This is a genomic window from Bradyrhizobium xenonodulans (assembly GCF_027594865.1).
GTDB classification, from domain to species: domain Bacteria; phylum Pseudomonadota; class Alphaproteobacteria; order Rhizobiales; family Xanthobacteraceae; genus Bradyrhizobium; species Bradyrhizobium xenonodulans.
Genome location: NZ_CP089391.1, coordinates 4,714,643 through 4,730,413 on the forward strand (window position 1 = coordinate 4,714,643; position 15,771 = coordinate 4,730,413).

At 64.8% G+C, this 15,771-nt stretch carries 16 protein-coding genes; 5 read left to right on the plus strand and 11 right to left on the minus strand.

The features are described 5' to 3' along the window. Window positions 1–11: 11 nt before the first annotated feature. A complete protein-coding gene (gene clpS / locus I3J27_RS22315; RefSeq protein ID WP_270160578.1) occupies window positions 12–344 on the minus strand; it encodes an ATP-dependent Clp protease adapter ClpS in 333 nt (110 codons plus the stop codon). Window positions 345–1,096: 752 nt separating this feature from the next. Between clpS and I3J27_RS22320 the strand changes: the two genes are divergently transcribed. After that, on the plus strand, window positions 1,097–1,303 hold the full coding sequence (locus tag I3J27_RS22320; RefSeq protein ID WP_270160579.1) for a hypothetical protein: 207 nt from the start codon (window positions 1,097–1,099) through the stop codon (window positions 1,301–1,303). A gap of 94 nt (window positions 1,304–1,397) precedes the next feature. On the opposite strand, the gene I3J27_RS22325 is transcribed toward I3J27_RS22320, so the two are convergent. Further along, window positions 1,398–1,736 carry a phasin family protein gene (locus I3J27_RS22325; RefSeq protein ID WP_011087913.1) on the minus strand — a complete coding sequence of 113 codons (339 nt, stop codon included), beginning with the start codon at window positions 1,734–1,736 and terminating at the stop codon, window positions 1,398–1,400. Between the two features lie 388 nt (window positions 1,737–2,124). On the opposite strand from I3J27_RS22325, the gene I3J27_RS22330 reads away from it, so the two are divergent. Further along, complete coding sequence (locus tag I3J27_RS22330; RefSeq protein ID WP_270160580.1) at window positions 2,125–3,960, plus strand: D-alanyl-D-alanine carboxypeptidase; 1,836 nt, start codon at window positions 2,125–2,127, stop codon at window positions 3,958–3,960. A gap of 224 nt (window positions 3,961–4,184) precedes the next feature. Here I3J27_RS22330 and I3J27_RS22335 read toward each other — a convergent pair whose 3' ends face one another. The 4 genes from I3J27_RS22335 to I3J27_RS22350 all read right to left on the minus strand — a co-directional run bounded on the left by I3J27_RS22335 (window position 4,185) and on the right by I3J27_RS22350 (window position 8,026). Continuing rightward, window positions 4,185–4,910, minus strand: a complete 726-nt coding sequence (locus I3J27_RS22335; RefSeq protein WP_270160581.1) for a DnaJ domain-containing protein — start codon at window positions 4,908–4,910, stop codon at window positions 4,185–4,187. Window positions 4,911–4,978: 68 nt separating this feature from the next. Continuing rightward, the gene (locus I3J27_RS22340) at window positions 4,979–5,728 is read right to left on the minus strand and encodes a vWA domain-containing protein (RefSeq protein WP_270160582.1); all 750 of its coding nucleotides are present in this window, start codon (window positions 5,726–5,728) and stop codon (window positions 4,979–4,981) included. A 170-nt stretch (window positions 5,729–5,898) separates the two neighbouring features. Next, complete coding sequence (locus I3J27_RS22345; RefSeq protein WP_270160583.1) at window positions 5,899–6,759, minus strand: alpha/beta fold hydrolase; 861 nt, start codon at window positions 6,757–6,759, stop codon at window positions 5,899–5,901. Between the two features lie 343 nt (window positions 6,760–7,102). Further along, the gene (locus tag I3J27_RS22350; RefSeq protein ID WP_270160584.1) at window positions 7,103–8,026 is read right to left on the minus strand and encodes a division plane positioning ATPase MipZ; all 924 of its coding nucleotides are present in this window, start codon (window positions 8,024–8,026) and stop codon (window positions 7,103–7,105) included. A 282-nt stretch (window positions 8,027–8,308) separates the two neighbouring features. Between I3J27_RS22350 and panC the strand changes: the two genes are divergently transcribed. Then, complete coding sequence (gene panC, locus I3J27_RS22355; protein WP_270160585.1) at window positions 8,309–9,160, plus strand: pantoate--beta-alanine ligase; 852 nt, start codon at window positions 8,309–8,311, stop codon at window positions 9,158–9,160. On the opposite strand, the gene I3J27_RS22360 is transcribed toward panC, so the two are convergent. The 4 genes from I3J27_RS22360 to I3J27_RS22375 form a co-directional block, all read right to left on the minus strand. Continuing rightward, a complete protein-coding gene (locus I3J27_RS22360) occupies window positions 9,157–9,597 on the minus strand; it encodes a DUF1489 family protein (RefSeq protein ID WP_270160586.1) in 441 nt (146 codons plus the stop codon). The genes panC and I3J27_RS22360 overlap by 4 nt on opposite strands. A 42-nt stretch (window positions 9,598–9,639) precedes the next feature. After that, on the minus strand, window positions 9,640–10,632 hold the full coding sequence (locus I3J27_RS22365; protein WP_270160587.1) for a hypothetical protein: 993 nt from the start codon (window positions 10,630–10,632) through the stop codon (window positions 9,640–9,642). A gap of 156 nt (window positions 10,633–10,788) precedes the next feature. Beyond that, entirely contained in the window at window positions 10,789–10,992 is a 204-nt protein-coding gene (locus I3J27_RS22370; RefSeq protein WP_018321158.1) for a hypothetical protein, read from the minus strand. A 272-nt stretch (window positions 10,993–11,264) separates the two neighbouring features. Next, complete coding sequence (locus I3J27_RS22375; RefSeq protein WP_270160588.1) at window positions 11,265–11,927, minus strand: glutathione S-transferase family protein; 663 nt, start codon at window positions 11,925–11,927, stop codon at window positions 11,265–11,267. 123 nt (window positions 11,928–12,050) lie between these two features. Between I3J27_RS22375 and I3J27_RS22380 the strand changes: the two genes are divergently transcribed. Further along, the gene (locus tag I3J27_RS22380) at window positions 12,051–12,773 is read left to right on the plus strand and encodes a DUF599 domain-containing protein (RefSeq protein ID WP_270160589.1); all 723 of its coding nucleotides are present in this window, start codon (window positions 12,051–12,053) and stop codon (window positions 12,771–12,773) included. Between the two features lie 905 nt (window positions 12,774–13,678). Here I3J27_RS22380 and I3J27_RS22385 read toward each other — a convergent pair. After that, complete coding sequence (locus tag I3J27_RS22385) at window positions 13,679–14,698, minus strand: AraC family transcriptional regulator (RefSeq protein WP_270160590.1); 1,020 nt, start codon at window positions 14,696–14,698, stop codon at window positions 13,679–13,681. Window positions 14,699–14,745: 47 nt separating this feature from the next. Here I3J27_RS22385 and I3J27_RS22390 point away from each other — a divergent pair, with 47 nt between their 5' ends. After that, the gene (locus tag I3J27_RS22390; protein ID WP_270160591.1) at window positions 14,746–15,744 is read left to right on the plus strand and encodes a zinc-dependent alcohol dehydrogenase family protein; all 999 of its coding nucleotides are present in this window, start codon (window positions 14,746–14,748) and stop codon (window positions 15,742–15,744) included. Window positions 15,745–15,771: the final 27 nt, after the last annotated feature.

Genomic DNA, 15,771 nt, shown 5'->3' on the forward strand with positions numbered 1-15,771 from the left:
CGAACGCGCGGTTACTTCTTTTCCATCACGCATTGCAGCGGATGCTGGTGCTTGCGGGCGAAATCCATCACCTGCGTCACCTTGGTCTCGGCGATCTCGTAGGTGAACACGCCGCACTCGCCGATGCCGTGATGATGGACGTGCAGCATGATCTTGGTCGCGGCCTCGACGTCCTTCTGGAAGAACTTCTCAAGCACATGGACGACGAATTCCATCGGCGTGTAGTCGTCGTTCAGGATCAGCACACGATACAGGTTCGGCCGCTTGGTCTTCGGTTTGACCTTGGTGATGACAGACGTATTCGGCCCCGTCGGTCCGCCCGAACGGTTCTCGTCATTGCCCATACGAGGAGCGCGGACAGCGGCTGGCGCGAAGAGGTCTGGTCTGGAAGTCAGGTGCGGCATGGCTCAGGCGTTCAAATTCCCCACGGAAGCGAATGACGGCCGGCCGCGCAGCCCCGCCCTTCGGAGCCTCGCACGGGCGCGCCGCCTTGTTGGATCGCCGCTTCCAACCGGTCCGGTCCGGATCGATTATGGAGAATATGGGCCTGCCCCCGGCTCGCCGCAAGCGTCAACGGTTTGGCCGACACGGCCGAGGCAATCCCGATTCCCGGTCCGGGCGATCTTGACCAAGGTTAATCAATCCAGACCGATTTGACAAAAATTTCCGCTGTACCGTTTAGAACGTCTTGACCAGGAACCCGCCGTCGCGGCGGCTGCGGCAGTTTCGCGCGGACACCTCCGGTTTTCTACGGTCCAATTATCTGCCGTTCAATCGCGTGGCGCCAAATCGGGCAAAATCGCCGATCCCGGGAATCGCCATGTTTCGCATGCCCGCCGTCGGCAGCCCTATCGGTCGACAGCTCGCCCGCTTCGCCGGTGCCGCGGTCGACGATAGCCGCGCAGCCCAGGCCTGCTCTTCGATGCGTCACTGACGACGGCAAGATGCCCGCGATGCAGACGGCCGCCAAGAACCTCGTAGATCAACTCAGCGCGCTCGCCAGGAACGATGGCGACGTCTACATCTCGATCGTCCCCTTCTGCCGCGAATGACGCGTGCAGCGACCAAAGCTATGCCAAGCAATCGACTTGCGTGAATGCCGGCAACCTGGACGTCCGGGAATCACAACACCTGGAACGGCTGCCTCTCCGACGATCTCAACACGCAGAACCGCTGGTACAGCAACGCCTCGCAGATCGACTCACGGCAGAAGAAGAAGCTGTGCGACAACGCCAAGAGCCAGACCGTGTCGGTGTTCAAGGACATCGGAACATCACTGGCGAAGCAGCGCGTGGCGCGCTGAAGCGGATCTTGATCGCGACAAACGAAGAGGCCCGAAACGAAAAAGGCCCGGCTGAACCAGCCGGGCCTTTTCATTCCAGGACGTCCAGAAGACGTTAGTTGGCGGCCGGGGTGAACTTCGACACGATGGTCTCGACCGGCTTGAACGCCTGCTTGGCGAGGTCGCTGTAGAGGCCGGCGATCTTCTGCGATTCCGCAACGAAGGTCTCGTAGGCGGAACGGGCGAAATCGGTCTGCGCTTCCATGGCCTTGTCCAGCGACTTCACGCCGGAAAGCTTCTCGACGAAGGACTTGGTGTCTTCAAACGACTTCTTAGTGTAGTCGCCATACGCGCTGGCGATCGCCTGGAGGCCGTGCTGCACCGAGGTCGCGGAAGCAACGCACTGCTCGAACTGCTCTTTGCCGTAGCTCTGAAAGTCTTCAACCTTGAACATGTCGGAATCCTTTTCCCTGGCTCTCGTCGGGAAGCCCCGGCTCCCTGACTCTGCCCACAATTAGTGCAACGCACAAAAAAGTCAAGAATCTTGTGCGACGCACAAAACTTAATGCAAATCGCGGAGATTCCCGGGGTTTCCCGCAAGGGTTCCTTAAGCTTTTGGAAACCGCGGACCCCTACTTTGATTCCCTGGACGTGTTCATCTTCCGCGAGCGGTCAAAAGCCGTTTGAGAACATCACCTTAGCCAGAACAGCGGCTCAGGCCCAACGTCCCCCGTGGCGAACACCAGCGGAGGGACAGCCAGAGCAGGTAATGATCCCGGGTCCAGTGGGCACAATTTCGCCTCACGAGCCGGTGATCAAGTCAGAAACGGGGACGGGGTTTCATGCTTCGTAAAAACTTGTCTTCCTCGCGCTTGGCGCGGGTTGGCGTTTTCGGGCTTCTTACGGTCACCACCGCGGTCATCTTCACCACCGATGCAGCCGAGGCACGGCGTCACCGGCGCCATTACGCGCACCACCGGGTGCAGCGCGACGTGTCCGAGAGTTCCAGCCCGAAATTCGCATCGATCATCATCGACGGCAATTCCGGCTCCGTACTCCAGGCAACGAGCCCCGACGGGATCCGCCACCCCGCCTCGCTGACCAAGATCATGACGCTCTATCTGCTGTTTGAGCGCCTCGAGTCCGGCAAGATGAAGCTCGACACCGAGATGCCGGTATCGCAGCACGCTGCCGATCAGGATCCGACCAAGCTGAACCTGCGTGCCGGCCAGACCATCCGTGTCGAGGATGCGATCAAGGGTCTCGTCACCCGTTCGGCCAACGATGCGGCCGTGGTGATCGCGGAAGCGATCGCCGGCGATGAGGACGACTTCGCTCAGATGATGACGCGCAAGGCGCGCTCGCTCGGCATGTCCAGGACGGTCTATCGCAACGCCAACGGCCTTCCCAACGACGAGCAGGTCACGACCGCCCGCGACCAGGCCACGCTCGGCCGCGCCATCCAGGAGCGCTTCCCGCGCTACTATCGCTATTTCGCGACCTCCACGTTCAACTGGCGCGGACAGTCGATCCGCAACCACAATCACCTGCTCGGCAGCGTCGAGGGCGTGGACGGCATCAAGACCGGCTACACCCGCGCCTCCGGCTTCAACCTCGTGACCTCGATGCGTCGTGGCAACCGCCACCTGATTGGCGTGGTGCTGGGCGGCCGCAGCGGCGGCTCGCGCGACGCCATCATGCGCAACCTGCTCGCGGAGAACCTCGATAAGGGTGCGACCACCCACACTGTCGCTGCGGTTACCGAGCGCAACGGCGCTGACGCCGCCACCGAGGTCGCCGATGCGTCGGATACCCCGGCCCGCTCCGCTCCGCAGGCCGCTGCCGCCCCTGAAGCCGCCCCGTCGCGTCTCGCCGCGCGCCTGTCGACGCTTGCGGCTGCGACGGCCGCGGTACCGCCGGCTCCGGCCAAGCCTGAAGCCAGCAAGCCCGAGGTTCGCCCAACTGAATCCAAGATCGAGCCCGCGCCACTCACCAATGGCGTGATCTCAAGCCAGCCGCTCTCCATCATCCCCGGCTCATCGGAACCGATGAAGCCGGTCCGGGTGAAGACGGTTCAGGTCAAGGCCGGCACGGTGAAGGTCGCCTCCGCCGCCCCGGCGCAGGTCGCACCGCAGGTCACGAGCACGATTGCGTCCCGCTCCGACATGGCAGAGACCTCCGGCGCCGTCGTCGCCCGCGCCGACCTGATCAACAAACCTGAGATCGTCAGCCAGCCGGAAACGCCGAAGGCCGAGATCGCCCGCACCGAGATGCCCCGCCAGCCCGCGGGCTTCGGCACCGGCAACGGCATCCTCGGCGTGCTGCCGGCAGCACCCGCCGCGGCCCCCGCCCCGGCTGCTGCGAAGCTCGCGTCCGCCGATCCGGCGCCGCAGCCGATCCAGATGAGCGCCACCACCAGACCGGTCGTCACCCACAGCGGCTGGATCGTCCAGGTCGGCGCACTCGAGAGCGAGAACGAAGCCCAGCAGCGCATCGATGCCGCGCGCAGCTCGGCCCGCGGCCTGCTCAGCAAGGCCGACCCGTTCACCGAGGTCGTCGCCAAGGACAATCGCAAGCTCTACCGCGCCCGTTTCGCCGGCCTCGAGCGCGACCAGGCCGAAGCCGTCTGCCGCACCCTGAAGCGCGCCGACATCTCCTGCATCACCGTCCGCAACTGATCTTTGCCAATCCCCTAATCAAAATGCCCGCGCCTTGCGCGGGCATTTTTGTTTTGGGGATGCGGTGCACGCAAAGTCAGTTCCGCGACAACCTCTCGTCAACGATTTACGGTTAAATTTTTACTCAAGGGATCGACCACGCCGACAATGGCGGGCATCGAGGCGACGGCAAACAGAGCAAGCGGAGCTCACGCGGTACTGGCGTTTGTAGCGTAGTGCTGGAGTTAGCCGTTATGCGTGCGAAGCAGAGTATCCTTGGCCTCGTTCACACGGGCAGCGAGATACGTCGAGCCCCCCTGGTCGGGATGGAGTTTCTTCATCAGGGACTTGTGAGCCCTGCTGATGTCGTCGCGCCCCGCACCCGGCTGCAGGCCAAGGATCTGATAGGCCTCCTCCGTCGTCATTTTGCCGCTCGCCGCCGTGCGGCGCTGCCGCCCTGCCGCGTCGCCCTGCGCGTTCTGACGCCAGGCGGGAAACCGGCGGTCCAGATAGCTTTCAAGTAAGGCCACGCTCTCGGCGTCGAACGCCGGGGCCATCGCCAGCAGGCCCGCGAGATCGAACTCGTCGAGGTCGCGACCGGCATGGGGCCCGGCGACGATCTGGCCCGCGAGCTGGCCGGAATCGTGATCGAGCCGCATGTCCAGAAATTGCGAGCGCACGCGCGAGGCCTGGCCGGTCGGGCGCGTCGCGCCGCCGCCGAACAGCCCGCCGATGTTGCCGAAGCCGGCGTTTGCCAAGGGCGTCCAGCCCAGCAGCCCTGCGCCGAATATTCCGAGCGGGATCGCGACCACCAGCTCGCCCCGCAAGCCTGTAAACGCTGCGACCGCCAACGCCAACACGCCGCCACCGAACTTGACGGCCCGGGCCAGCACCGCCGGATTGGCGGAGCGGAACATCTGGAGCAGCAGATAAAGCGTGATAATTGCGACGGCGCCGGCGATCAGGGTCATGGCCGGAATATAGTCGCCCTCTTGTCAAAAAGCATGGTGTCCCTGTCCCGCCGGGGATCGCGCCAGCGCTACTTCATCTGGCTGATCAGCTTTGCCGCGCCGCTCGCGCTTCCAGCCAATTTCTGCAGTGCCTCGCGGCCGCCGACGGCATAGGCCGCGGCAGCGCGCAGCAGCTCGCGGAGCTGCGCCGCCGCACCGGGATCGAACCGGCACCAGGCCCCGCCGGTCAGGCGCGCGATCTCGCGAAAGGCCCGCTCGGCCACGGCGTCGTCGCCTTCCTGAAACACGAAGACGGGTACCTTGAGCATGCCGAGTTCGCCCGCCTTGGCGCAGAGCTCGTCGACCCTCTCCTCCATGGCATCGCCGACGAACACCACGGCACGCACGCCCGAAGCGACAGCCTCGCGCCGCACGTCGCTCAGCACCTTGCCGATCTGGGTGTCGCCGCCGCGACAGTCGATCTTGCTCATCAGCGTCGCGAGCCTGGCGCTGTCCGAGATCCAGCTCGTGGCGCGGCACTCGTTGAGGCCGCGATAGTAGACCAGCCGGATGTCGAGGCTGCCAATGGCTGCCGCCTCGCGGAACATGTCCGCCTGGAGCGCGCAGGCCATGTCCCAGGTCGGCTGCCGGCTCATCGTCGCGTCGAGCGCGAAGATCAGCCGCCCCTTCGCACCGGGCGCATGCGGTGAGAGCGCACGCGCCCTGGCGACGAACGCGGCGATGTCCTCGGACGTCGACGTCCCGGCTTGCGGCACCGAGCCCTCTCGCTGCGCCGAGACGGCATCACGGCCGCGCGGTTTGATGGGTTCGCCCGGCATCCCTGCTTGCACCTTGCCTGAGCGGCTAATGTGGATAGCGCATGTTGCCGGGTCAATGTGCAAAGCCTCCGCGGGCGGAGCCCGCGGAGGCTTTGAAATCGGTGCCGTCTATGTCGGGGACGTCAGCTGTCTTGGACGTCAGCTGTCTTGGACGTCAGCTGTCTTGGACCTCAGCTCTTGGCGGGCGCCATCAAAGCGACTGGGCCGGGTTCGAGAATCTTGGGCGGGGACGACTGCGTATCGACCGGGCCGACGTTGCTGTCAGTCGCACTCAGGAACTTGTCGAGCATGCCCTGGATGGAGTTCTTGGCCGCATCCGGACCGGTGTCGCGCATGTCGTTGTGCTGGAATTCGGTCTTCACGACTTCGATGCCGGCCTTCTCGCATTCCTCGTCGGTCGGGATCACGCCCGCATCGGTCTTGAACTGCGGATCCTGGGAGCGGAACGACAGGATCTTGAACTTGCCGGCGGTGACGAAGGGCACGCGCAGATTGTCGAGCGTGACGACCTTCTTGACCTCGTCCGGATATTGCTTGGCAAAATACATCGTGATGTCGCCGCCCATGGAGTGGCCGACCATCGTCACCCGCTCATAATCGGCGTTGGGCTGAACCTTCTTCATCTCCTGCATGGCGAGATGGATGTTGGCGACGCCGCGCAGGATCTGCGGCAGCCGGCCGACATAGAGCTCGCCGGGCTTGGTCACCATCGGAGGATCGGTCGGCAGATCATGCTGCGGGCTCACGACCATGTAGCCGCGCGCCGCGAAGATGTTGGCGAGGAAGCCATATTCGGTGTTCTTGACGGTGTTGCCGTGATTGATCACGGCAACCGGCAGCGTGATCATGCCGGCGTTGGCCTGCATTTCCTTGTCGCGGCGCACCGCGATATCGACAGGCACGGGACGATTGTCGCGCGAGGCGTCGTAGAAAGTGACGGTCTCGTGCTTGATCGCCCACTTGCTCGCCGTGAAATAGGCGATACCGCAGAGGGCACTGACCGAAACCAGAACGGCAATTCCACGCTTCATTTTCGTCCTCAGCCTCAGGCTCTTGCGGCCTGAATCCCTGTTGAAAATCGTGTTGTTCCGGGGCTCTTCGGCCCCTGGTCGCCTATTCCCTAATATATGTCACAGCCGCGTGACAGGAAGGCCAAATATTGTGAACTGGCAGCCCTTTCATTGTGCGTCGCACACGTTTCTTGGGCACCCCGTTCTCGTCCGGCTACGTGAGGTGCAGGTCACCATCCGACGCAACCGGTCTCGATTGGGTTCAATTTTGCAGTAAACGCAGGATGAAAACGGCCGAGCGCGGGCTCGGTTCCAGCGGGAACCGGCGACTTCAATCGACTGGAAGTAGCAGCATACCGCCGCCTCAGGCGCCGAGGATGTCGTGGACCTCGAGCGGCTTGTCGACCTGGCTGAACCACTCGGCGCGATTTGCCGCACGGCGGCGGCCGCGCTCGTCGAGCGGCAGCTTGAGCTGGCGGAGCAGGCTCGTCACCTCTTCCCGGGCGGTGAGATGGCCGAGATTGGGCCGCATGCCGAGCGTGGCCTCGTCGATCTCGTCCAGCGCAGTCAGGCCGCGCGGGAAGAATTCGCGATAGACGACGCGCTCGGCGAAACCGTCGACGTAGCGGAAGCCGAGTCGCAACGACAGATCCTTCAGGCCCTCGGCGACGAGCTGCTTGTTGCGGGAGCCGAGCATCGACAGGCGGTTGCGCACCACGATCCAGTCGGTGGACGAGCCGTCGAGTTGGCGGCGCTTGCGCCTGACATCCCGCACCATCTCGGCATAGTGGCTCTCCCCCGTCACCGCGTAATTGGCGGGATCGACCGTGCCGAGCACGTCGAAATCGAGGAAGCTGTCGTTGATCGGCGTGACCAGCGTGTCGGCCATCGAGTGCGCGAGCCGCATCAGATAGCTGTCGGTGCCGGGCGTATCGATGACGATGAAGTCGAAGCTGCGCTCGACCGCCGAGACCGCCTCCATGAATTGCTGGAACTCGGAATTCTCGTTCTCGGCGATCTGCATGGTCTCGCCGAGCTTGATGCAGCGATGCACCGGCAGTTCGAGGTCGAGCTTGGTGCGGCGGGCCCAGGCGGAGCGGTTGTTGATGTAATGGGTGAAGCTCTGCTGGCGGCAGTCGAGGTCGATGGTGGCGACGCGCTGGCCGGCCTTCAGCAGCGCGACCGCGATGTGCAGGGCGGTGGTGGACTTGCCGGAGCCGCCCTTCTCGTTGCCGAGCACGACCACATGCGCCGAGCCGGATTGGCCTTGGCTAGCCTGCACGAGCATAGTGATCCTCAAAACCCCTGACGAATATCTTCGAGTTGGCCGCGCCTGCGGTCAAGTGAAATGCGTGACATGAAATGCAATTCGCACTGCGCCGTTCGTCATCATCAATCGCGGCATCGACGCGCGTCTGTGATCCAGCCCACACTGTTGCGACGACGTGCACGGCCCGACGCGGGATGCTGTGCCGCATCCGGATGCATGGCGTCCACGATCGCCGCTTGTTAAGGTTAGCCGCCGGGCGCCGGGACGCGCCCGCCTCCCATCGCCAACCGTCGAGTTCTGATGTCACCGAGCCCCTTGATCGCCCGCACGGTCCCCGCCTTGCGGCGCGCCGTCGACAATCTTCGCAAACGAAAGGCCACGGTCGCGCTGGTCCCGACCATGGGGGCACTCCATGACGGGCATGTGTCGCTGGTGCGCCTCGCCAGGCGACGCGCCAGCCGCGTCGTGGTGTCGATCTTCGTCAACCCGACTCAGTTCGCCCCGACCGAGGATTTTGGCGCCTATCCGCGCACCTGGAAGTCCGACATCGCCAAGCTCGCGGCCGAAGACGTCGACATCGTCTGGCACCCCGGCGTCGAGGCCATGTATCCGGAGGACTTTGCGACTCGCATCGTGCCGGAGGGCCCGGCGCTCGCAGACCTCGAGGACCGCTTCCGTCCGCACTTCTTCGGCGGCGTCGCCACCGTCGTCGGCAAGCTGTTCACGCAGTGCCGGCCGGATTTTGCGATCTTCGGCGAGAAGGACTTTCAGCAGCTGCGGGTGGTCTCGCAGATGGCGCGCGACCTCGATCTCGGCGTCAAGGTGATCGGCTCCCGCACGGTGCGCGAGCGCGACGGGCTCGCGATGTCCTCGCGCAACGTCTACCTCTCGCCGGAGGAGCGGCAGACCGCGACCGTCCTCTACCGCGCCATGAAGGACAGTGCCGGCCGCATCCGGGCCGGCGAAGCGATCAAGCCGGCGATGGCGCGCGGCGCCGGGATGATCAAGGCGACCGGTTTTGCGCTCGACTATTTCGAGGCCCGCCATGCCGAGACGCTGGCACCGGTCACCTCGCGCAAGGACGGGCCGTTGCGGATCCTGGTCGCGGCCAAGCTCGGCACGACCCGGCTGATCGACAATATCGCGGTTTAGAGCAATCCGAGATCGCGCAGCTCGCGCCGCATCGGCTCCGGCATGGCCGCGATCGAGCCGGCGGCGGACTTGCCGAGATCGGGCGGGACGGAATCGTCGGTGAGATAGCGCCAGCCCTGGAACGGACGCATCGGCCGCGGCGACACCGAGATCACCTTCGGCTGCATCACGATCCGGCAGCGGCCGATGCCGTCCTTGTCGCGGAACGGCTCGATGCCGATGATCTTTTCGCGCGCGGCGATCTCGCCCTTGATGACCCAATAGAGCGATCCACCCGACAGGATCTCGGCGTCGCGTTTGGGCACCATGCGGGTGATGTGGATGTGATGTTGCGGCAGACCCTTCTTCTTGGCGGTCTGCATCCGTTCGGCGATCCACCCCTTCAATTCCTTGACGGAGTCGCAGCCGACGGCGAGTTTGATCAGATGTAGCGGCATGCCCAAGCATTAGCCGGGCAGCCGCGCATTTGGAATGCCGAACTACTCGTTATCCGCAGCCGCAGGAGCCGGCGCCGAGGCCGGCGGTGCGAGCGGAACTGGCGCTGTGGCCGGCGCACGCTTCGCGGCCGGCTGTTTCTTTGCGGCCGCGGCCGGCGCCGCGGGAGCAGCGGCCTGCGCGGAGGTCGCAGCGGGAGCACGCGGAGCCGGCGCTGCGCCTGCGGCGGGCGAGGCCTGGCGCGTTGCGGCCGTGGGCGGCTCCGGATTCATGATGCTCACCGGCGGCGTCGACGAGGCGCTCGGGAACTCCGCATTGGTCGGCTTGCCCGTCGGCATCGAGGGCGGCAGCCCGGCGAGCGCCGCTGTGGCCGGCATCGCCGGTGCGGTGCCCGGCGCATTCCAGGTCGGCGCATAGCGCGCGACCAGCGTGTCGTAGAGATGCGAATCCATGTTGGCGGCGACCTGCTGCTGATCGGTCAGCGAGCGGAAGGCGGCGCAATCGAACTGCGTGCAGCCGTCGCGCGCGACCAGCACCTGCGCGACGAGACCGTAGCGATCATGCTCCAGCGATCTGCGCAGCACCTTCATGTCGAGCGTCAGGCTCTTCTCGGCGGTCGCGGCATCGCCGAGCGCGGTCAGGCGGTCGATCCTGGCGGCGGTATAGGCGACGGCCGCAGCCACCGCATCAGGCGCGCCGAACAGCGCCTTCTCGCAGCCAGTCGCCACGGCATTGCCGGCGAGATCGTCGAGACAGGACAGCGCCGGCAGGCTGGCGACGACCGCCGCCTGAGCGCGCGCCTCGGCCGGGGCGGCCTGCTCGACCGGTCCATAGACACGCACGGTCGCAGCCCCCGCGATGGCAATGGCCAGCAGCGTGATGACAGCCAGTGCGCCGTTGGCAACCGATCTCTCGGCGCGCAGCAGCGTGAGCAGGAGGATCAGTCCGAAGAAGCCGGCCGCCGCCAGCGTCATCCACATCGGGAAGGCCGGCGAGCGCCAGATTTGGTCGAGCGAAGAGGCCCAGGCCCAATTCATGCGCGACGTCCCCTCACGCGAGCTGAGAGCGAATGGTCAGAGCGAGCACCGCGAACCGGCGACTGCCCCCGGGCCCACCTTGTGAAGGTGAAGGGGGCCTTTTGACGGCGGCAGGACACATTTCCTCGGGAGGCGCCGATGCGGCGCGGTCAGCCTTCAGGACAGCGCGAGCTGGCTTTCCTTGGCGACGCGTTCGAAGGCTTCGGTGGAGCTCTTGATGCGGTATTGGCAGTCGTCGCCATCCGTCGGCAGCAGGCGGATGACCTCGTATGAGCCACTCGCAGCCGGGCGCGCGACGTTGCTGGCCGTGAACAATACGCGCGTTCCAATCGGGAATTTGTGCTTCAACACCCTCTCCATCACTCAAACAGCGCCTGCCTCGCCCATGGTCCCACTACGACGGCCGGCCGGAAACCCACGCGCTCTATAGCACGCGGCCCGCCGTTTTGGCCAGTGCTATGCCAGCATGGCAAATGCGCAAATTTTGAAGTCTTTTCAGAACGATAGGGAGGAAACCGGTGGGCCGATGGTACCGCCGCGGGCCGCGCATATGGGCAGCGTGTCGCAGCCTGGTGTCGCAGGTCGCGCGCCCCGATTCCCCTGGCCGTTCCGCCGCCCGGCCGGACCAGTGATCAGACGTCCTCGAACCTGTCGATGACGAGCGTCTCGGCGAGCCCGTCGCGGGTCCATTCCTGGAACGCCGGCAGCGCCATCATCGTATCCATGTAGGCCTTGGTCTCCGGCGTGACGTCGATTGCGTAGGTGCGGAAGCGGTGCACGACTGGGGCATACATCGCGTCCGCCGCGCCGAAGCGGCCGAACAGGAACGGCCCCTTGGCGCCATAGCGCGCGCGACATTCGCGCCAGATCTCCTGAATGCGTGCGATGTTCGCCTTGGCATCCGCCGACAGCGTCACGGGGCGCACGGGGCGGTGCAGGTTCATGCCGCATTCGTTGCGCAGGGCCATGAAGCCGGAATGCATCTCGGCGCATACCGAACGGGCATGGGCGCGGTCCGCGACGTCGTCGGGCCACAGCTTCACTTCCGGATAGCGCTCGGCGATGTATTCGATGATGCTGAGCGAATCCCACACCGTGGTGTCGCCGTCGACCAGCACCGGCACCTTGCCGGCGCGGCTGAAGGACAGGATATGTTCCTTGTCGGCGGGGTTGTCGGTGTAGAGCGGGATCACGGTCTCCACGAACGGGATGTCGTTGGCGCGCAGCGCAAGCCAGGGCCGCATCGACCATGACGAGTAGTTCTTGTTGCCGATCGCGAGCTTGAGCGCTGCCATGTCACTGGTCCTTCCTTCAGTCCTTCAGGATGCGGCTGCTTTTAGCGCCATCGCCTGCCGCCAATCAATCGTTGCCGCACCCCTGCATGCGTGGCAATCGTTGCGACTTGCAAGGAGAGGGGCATGAGCAGGCATTGGGTCGACATCACGGCGGTCGGCTTCTTCATCATCGAATGGCTGGTCTACGCCCTGACGCTGGAGCACTCGGCCTATGGCCGCGACAGCCTGTCGGCGCGCATGAACCGCTATCGCGAGGTCTGGGTCCGCCGCCTGCTCGACCGCGACGCGCGCATGGTCGACATGCAGATCATGGCCTCGCTCCAGAACGGCACCGCCTTCTTCGCCTCCACCAGCCTGATCGCGCTTGGCGGCGCGCTGGCGCTGCTGCACGCCACCAACGACGCGATCGCGATCCTGGGCAAGCTGCCGATCGACCTCAGCACTTCGCCGGCGCTGTGGGAGCTCAAATGCGTCGGCCTGGTGCTGATCTGCGTCTATGCCTTCTTCAAGTTCGCCTGGTCCTATCGCCTGTTCAACTATGTCGCGATCCTGTTCGGCGGCATGCCGCCGGCTGACCGGCGCGACACGCCCGAAGCCGAAGCCCATGTCATCCGCACCTCGCGCCTGTTCGAATCCGCCGGCCGCCATTTCAATCGTGGCCAGCGCGCATTCTTCTTCGCGCTCGGCTATCTCGGCTGGTTCGTCAGCCCCTGGGTGCTGTTCGTGACCACGGCCGCGGTGGTGGTCGTGACATGGCGGCGGCAGTTTGCGTCGAGTGCATGGGCGGCGATGGCACCGGAGGTGGTGGCCGCGGATGGCGAGGATGCGTTGAAGCGCGGTCATTGATGTTAGCTCTCGCCACATCGTCATTGCGAGCGCAGCGAAGCAATCCAGAATCCCTCCGCGGAAAGACTCTGGATTGCTTCGCTGCGCTCGCAATGACGGAGCGAGGGGCAGCGTCGTCACCCTCCAATGCATATTCCAACTTGCAGACACACCTTCGCCTCCTCGCGGCGCAATTCGCCCGAGCTTTGCTTGATCTCTCCACCCTCTTATCCAAGAGGGCGCAGGGAAGGCCGGGTGCCGGCTGGCACCCGCGGTCCGCTGCGCGAAAAGCACACGCAGGAAGAACCGCACAGCAGCATACAGGTGTAGCCAATCACTCGGCCTTCCCTGCGCGATGGTTGGACGGCTTATGCCGTGCTCTCCCGGGAGCCGAACTTTCCCTCTGGCCTCCCTCGCCCCGCGAATTGGATGATGCAGTCTGCCCGGTTGGGCTCGCTCGCACCTTCGCGAAGACTTGACCGTAGCAACGACGGCCAGGACCACACGGTTTTGCCGTACGCGCATTCGCCATTTCGCCGCAGGGTTCGACGGCATCGTGCACGTAGCCATCGAAATACGGACGAGACGAACTTGACAGCGCCGCTCATCCGCACGCGGTTTCGGGCTCACAGGGACTACCCGCCCTGCCCGCACCATCTCGTGCCGACGCTGCCGCGTCCACCGCAACCCGGCTCGCGCATCGTGACGACAACATGATCGCCCCTCAAGGATGAGCCGGGATGGCCGACACATACGACAAATCCGAATTTCGGTAAAGCGGAATATTTTTACGAAAGTGGATTGACAGCATCCGGGGTGTTTTGCCCGTCGGTAACCACACGCACCTTATTCGACAATGGCTATTACGCGCTCTATCGCGAGCCTGTTGGTGGAGACGACAGGCGCCAAGTGAAATAGGAGAGTGCTCAATAGACCGCGGCGCGGCGTGAAGCCCGTGCGGCCGAGACAGGAGCTCGCGGCCCGGCGAGGGCACGACGCTCGCGCCGCCATTGCCCAGGCGACATTCCCGTCGTCGCCTTGAAGGCCCGGCTGAGCGCGACGTCTGTGCCATAGCCGGTTTGCTCGGCTGCCGCCGCGATCGAGTGGCCGGCTGCGAGCAAAAGCTTGGCCCGGTAGATGCGCCACGTGGCGATATAGGTCAGCGGCGGCACGCCGACGACTGATTTGAACAGCGCCGCGAACGACGAGCGCGACATCGCGGCCTGGCGGGCAAGCTGCTCCAGCGTCCATGGGCGGGCAAGATCGGCATGGATCAGGCTTAAGGTTCGGGCAAGCTGGCGATGGGTCAGGCCCGCGAGCCAGCCATCGGACACGTTACCCTCGGACGAGGCCCAAGTCCGGATCGCCTGAATGAAGAGCACGTCGAGCAGGCGGCCGACAACGTAAGAACCGCCCAGCGACCCCTGTGCTTCCTCCGCTCCAATCTGTTCGAGGATCGAGACCATCTGCCCTGCGTCGCGGTCGGGCATCGTGACATGGACGACGTCGGGCAGCAGCGCCGACAACGGCTCGCCCGCGGAATGATCGAAGGTGAACAGCGTCGAGAAGAACTCGCACGGCTCGCCGTCGCCGCCGAAGGCGACCAGTTCCCCCGTCACGTGATCGGCCACCTGCCAACAGGGGATCGCGGCGCGATCGGGCGTGTCGCCCAATATGCCCTGAACCCCCTGCTTGAGGATGAGGCAGTGTCCAGCCTGGACGACGACGGGCGGGTGCCCGACCTGGGTGAACCAGCCCTTCCCCTTTGCCACGACCACCAGCCGCGCCTGTCCCCCGCTGTCGAACGAAATCGCCCAAGGTACATGCCCGCGCAGGCGGACGAAGAGCGAGCTCTCAAGCTGCATCGCGCTCAGGACGGAATCGAAGGGGTGCATGGGAACTTTGGACGATGGGTTAGGAAACCTACACTCCAGGTAATGGATCATCCGGTCAAGTCCGACCTACATGCCTTCCAGAACCGGAGGTGACTTTCATGAAGATCTATCGTCTGCAGAAGATCGGCTCGATCGACGGCCTGGAATTGTGCGAGGAGCCCAAGCCGCAGCCCGGTCAGGGCGAAGTCCTGGTCAACATCAAAGCGATCTCACTCAATTTTCGCGACCTCACGATCGTCAATGGCTGGTCGCCGTTTCCCCTCGAGGAAGGCCGCGTGCAGGTGTCCGACGCCGCCGGGGTGGTCGAGGCGGTCGGCTCGGGGGTCACCCGCTTCGCGGTCGGCGACCGGGTGGCGAACAACTTCATGCCGGGCTGGTATGCGGGGCCCTTCCGTGAGTTCGCGCCGCAATACGGCAGCCAGATTGATGGCTGGATGGCCGAGTATCGCATTGTCGATCAGCACGAACTGGTCGCCATTCCCGCTTCGATCAGCTTCGCCGACGCCGCGACTCTGCCGTGCGCCGCGGTCACTGGTTGGAACGCGGTCGCCGGCGTTGGTCCGCAGCACCGCGTGCTGACGCAGGGGACCGGGGGTGTGTCGCTGTTCGCGCTTCAGTTCGCCAAGGCGCGCGGCGCCGAGGTCATCGCGACGACCTCGTCGAACGAGAAGGCGGAGCGGCTGCGTGCCTTGGGCGCCGATCATGTCATCAACTATGCCGATAATCCCAACTGGGGCGAGCAGGCCAAAGCGCTCACCGGCGGGCGCGGCGTCGACCGCGTGGTCGAGGTGGGCGGACCCGGCACCTTCGCCCAGTCGCTGAAAGCGGTCGCGCTGAGCGGCCAGGTGTCGATGGTCGGCGTGCTCGCACAGGGTGAGATGCCCGGCTACCTCGACATGTTTCTCACCTTCGCTCGGTTCCAGACGATCGCGACTGGTAACCGCCAGGACCTCGAGGACGTGATTGCGGCCGTCGCGCAGAATGGCACCCGTCCAGTGATCGACAGCCGCTTCACGTTCGCCGACGGCAAGGCTGCGTTCGAGCACTTCGGCAAGCGCAATGTGTTCGGCAAGGTCGTCATCACCAACGGCGCGTGATCGGTACGAAGCAGTCGCTTCCGGCCG

What these genes read in the sequence shown, in the direction of transcription:
- I3J27_RS22345 (WP_270160583.1), bottom strand. Translation starts at nt 6,759, where the DNA reads ATGAAGCGTGGAATTGCCGTTCTGGTTTCGGTCAGTGCCCTCTGCGGT.
- panC (WP_270160585.1), top strand. Translation starts at nt 8,309, where the DNA reads ATGTCACCGAGCCCCTTGATCGCCCGCACGGTCCCCGCCTTGCGGCGC.
- I3J27_RS22375 (WP_270160588.1), bottom strand. Translation starts at nt 11,927, where the DNA reads ATGGCAGCGCTCAAGCTCGCGATCGGCAACAAGAACTACTCGTCATGG.
- I3J27_RS22325 (WP_011087913.1), bottom strand. Translation starts at nt 1,736, where the DNA reads ATGTTCAAGGTTGAAGACTTTCAGAGCTACGGCAAAGAGCAGTTCGAG.
- I3J27_RS22360 (WP_270160586.1), bottom strand. Translation starts at nt 9,597, where the DNA reads ATGCCGCTACATCTGATCAAACTCGCCGTCGGCTGCGACTCCGTCAAG.
- I3J27_RS22335 (WP_270160581.1), bottom strand. Translation starts at nt 4,910, where the DNA reads ATGACCCTGATCGCCGGCGCCGTCGCAATTATCACGCTTTATCTGCTG.
- I3J27_RS22365 (WP_270160587.1), bottom strand. Translation starts at nt 10,632, where the DNA reads ATGAATTGGGCCTGGGCCTCTTCGCTCGACCAAATCTGGCGCTCGCCG.
- I3J27_RS22385 (WP_270160590.1), bottom strand. Translation starts at nt 14,698, where the DNA reads ATGATCCATTACCTGGAGTGTAGGTTTCCTAACCCATCGTCCAAAGTT.
- I3J27_RS22350 (WP_270160584.1), bottom strand. Translation starts at nt 8,026, where the DNA reads ATGCTCGTGCAGGCTAGCCAAGGCCAATCCGGCTCGGCGCATGTGGTC.
- I3J27_RS22330 (WP_270160580.1), top strand. Translation starts at nt 2,125, where the DNA reads ATGCTTCGTAAAAACTTGTCTTCCTCGCGCTTGGCGCGGGTTGGCGTT.
- I3J27_RS22390 (WP_270160591.1), top strand. Translation starts at nt 14,746, where the DNA reads ATGAAGATCTATCGTCTGCAGAAGATCGGCTCGATCGACGGCCTGGAA.
- I3J27_RS22380 (WP_270160589.1), top strand. Translation starts at nt 12,051, where the DNA reads ATGAGCAGGCATTGGGTCGACATCACGGCGGTCGGCTTCTTCATCATC.
- I3J27_RS22320 (WP_270160579.1), top strand. Translation starts at nt 1,097, where the DNA reads ATGCCGGCAACCTGGACGTCCGGGAATCACAACACCTGGAACGGCTGC.
- I3J27_RS22370 (WP_018321158.1), bottom strand. Translation starts at nt 10,992, where the DNA reads ATGGAGAGGGTGTTGAAGCACAAATTCCCGATTGGAACGCGCGTATTG.
- clpS (WP_270160578.1), bottom strand. Translation starts at nt 344, where the DNA reads ATGGGCAATGACGAGAACCGTTCGGGCGGACCGACGGGGCCGAATACG.
- I3J27_RS22340 (WP_270160582.1), bottom strand. Translation starts at nt 5,728, where the DNA reads ATGCCGGGCGAACCCATCAAACCGCGCGGCCGTGATGCCGTCTCGGCG.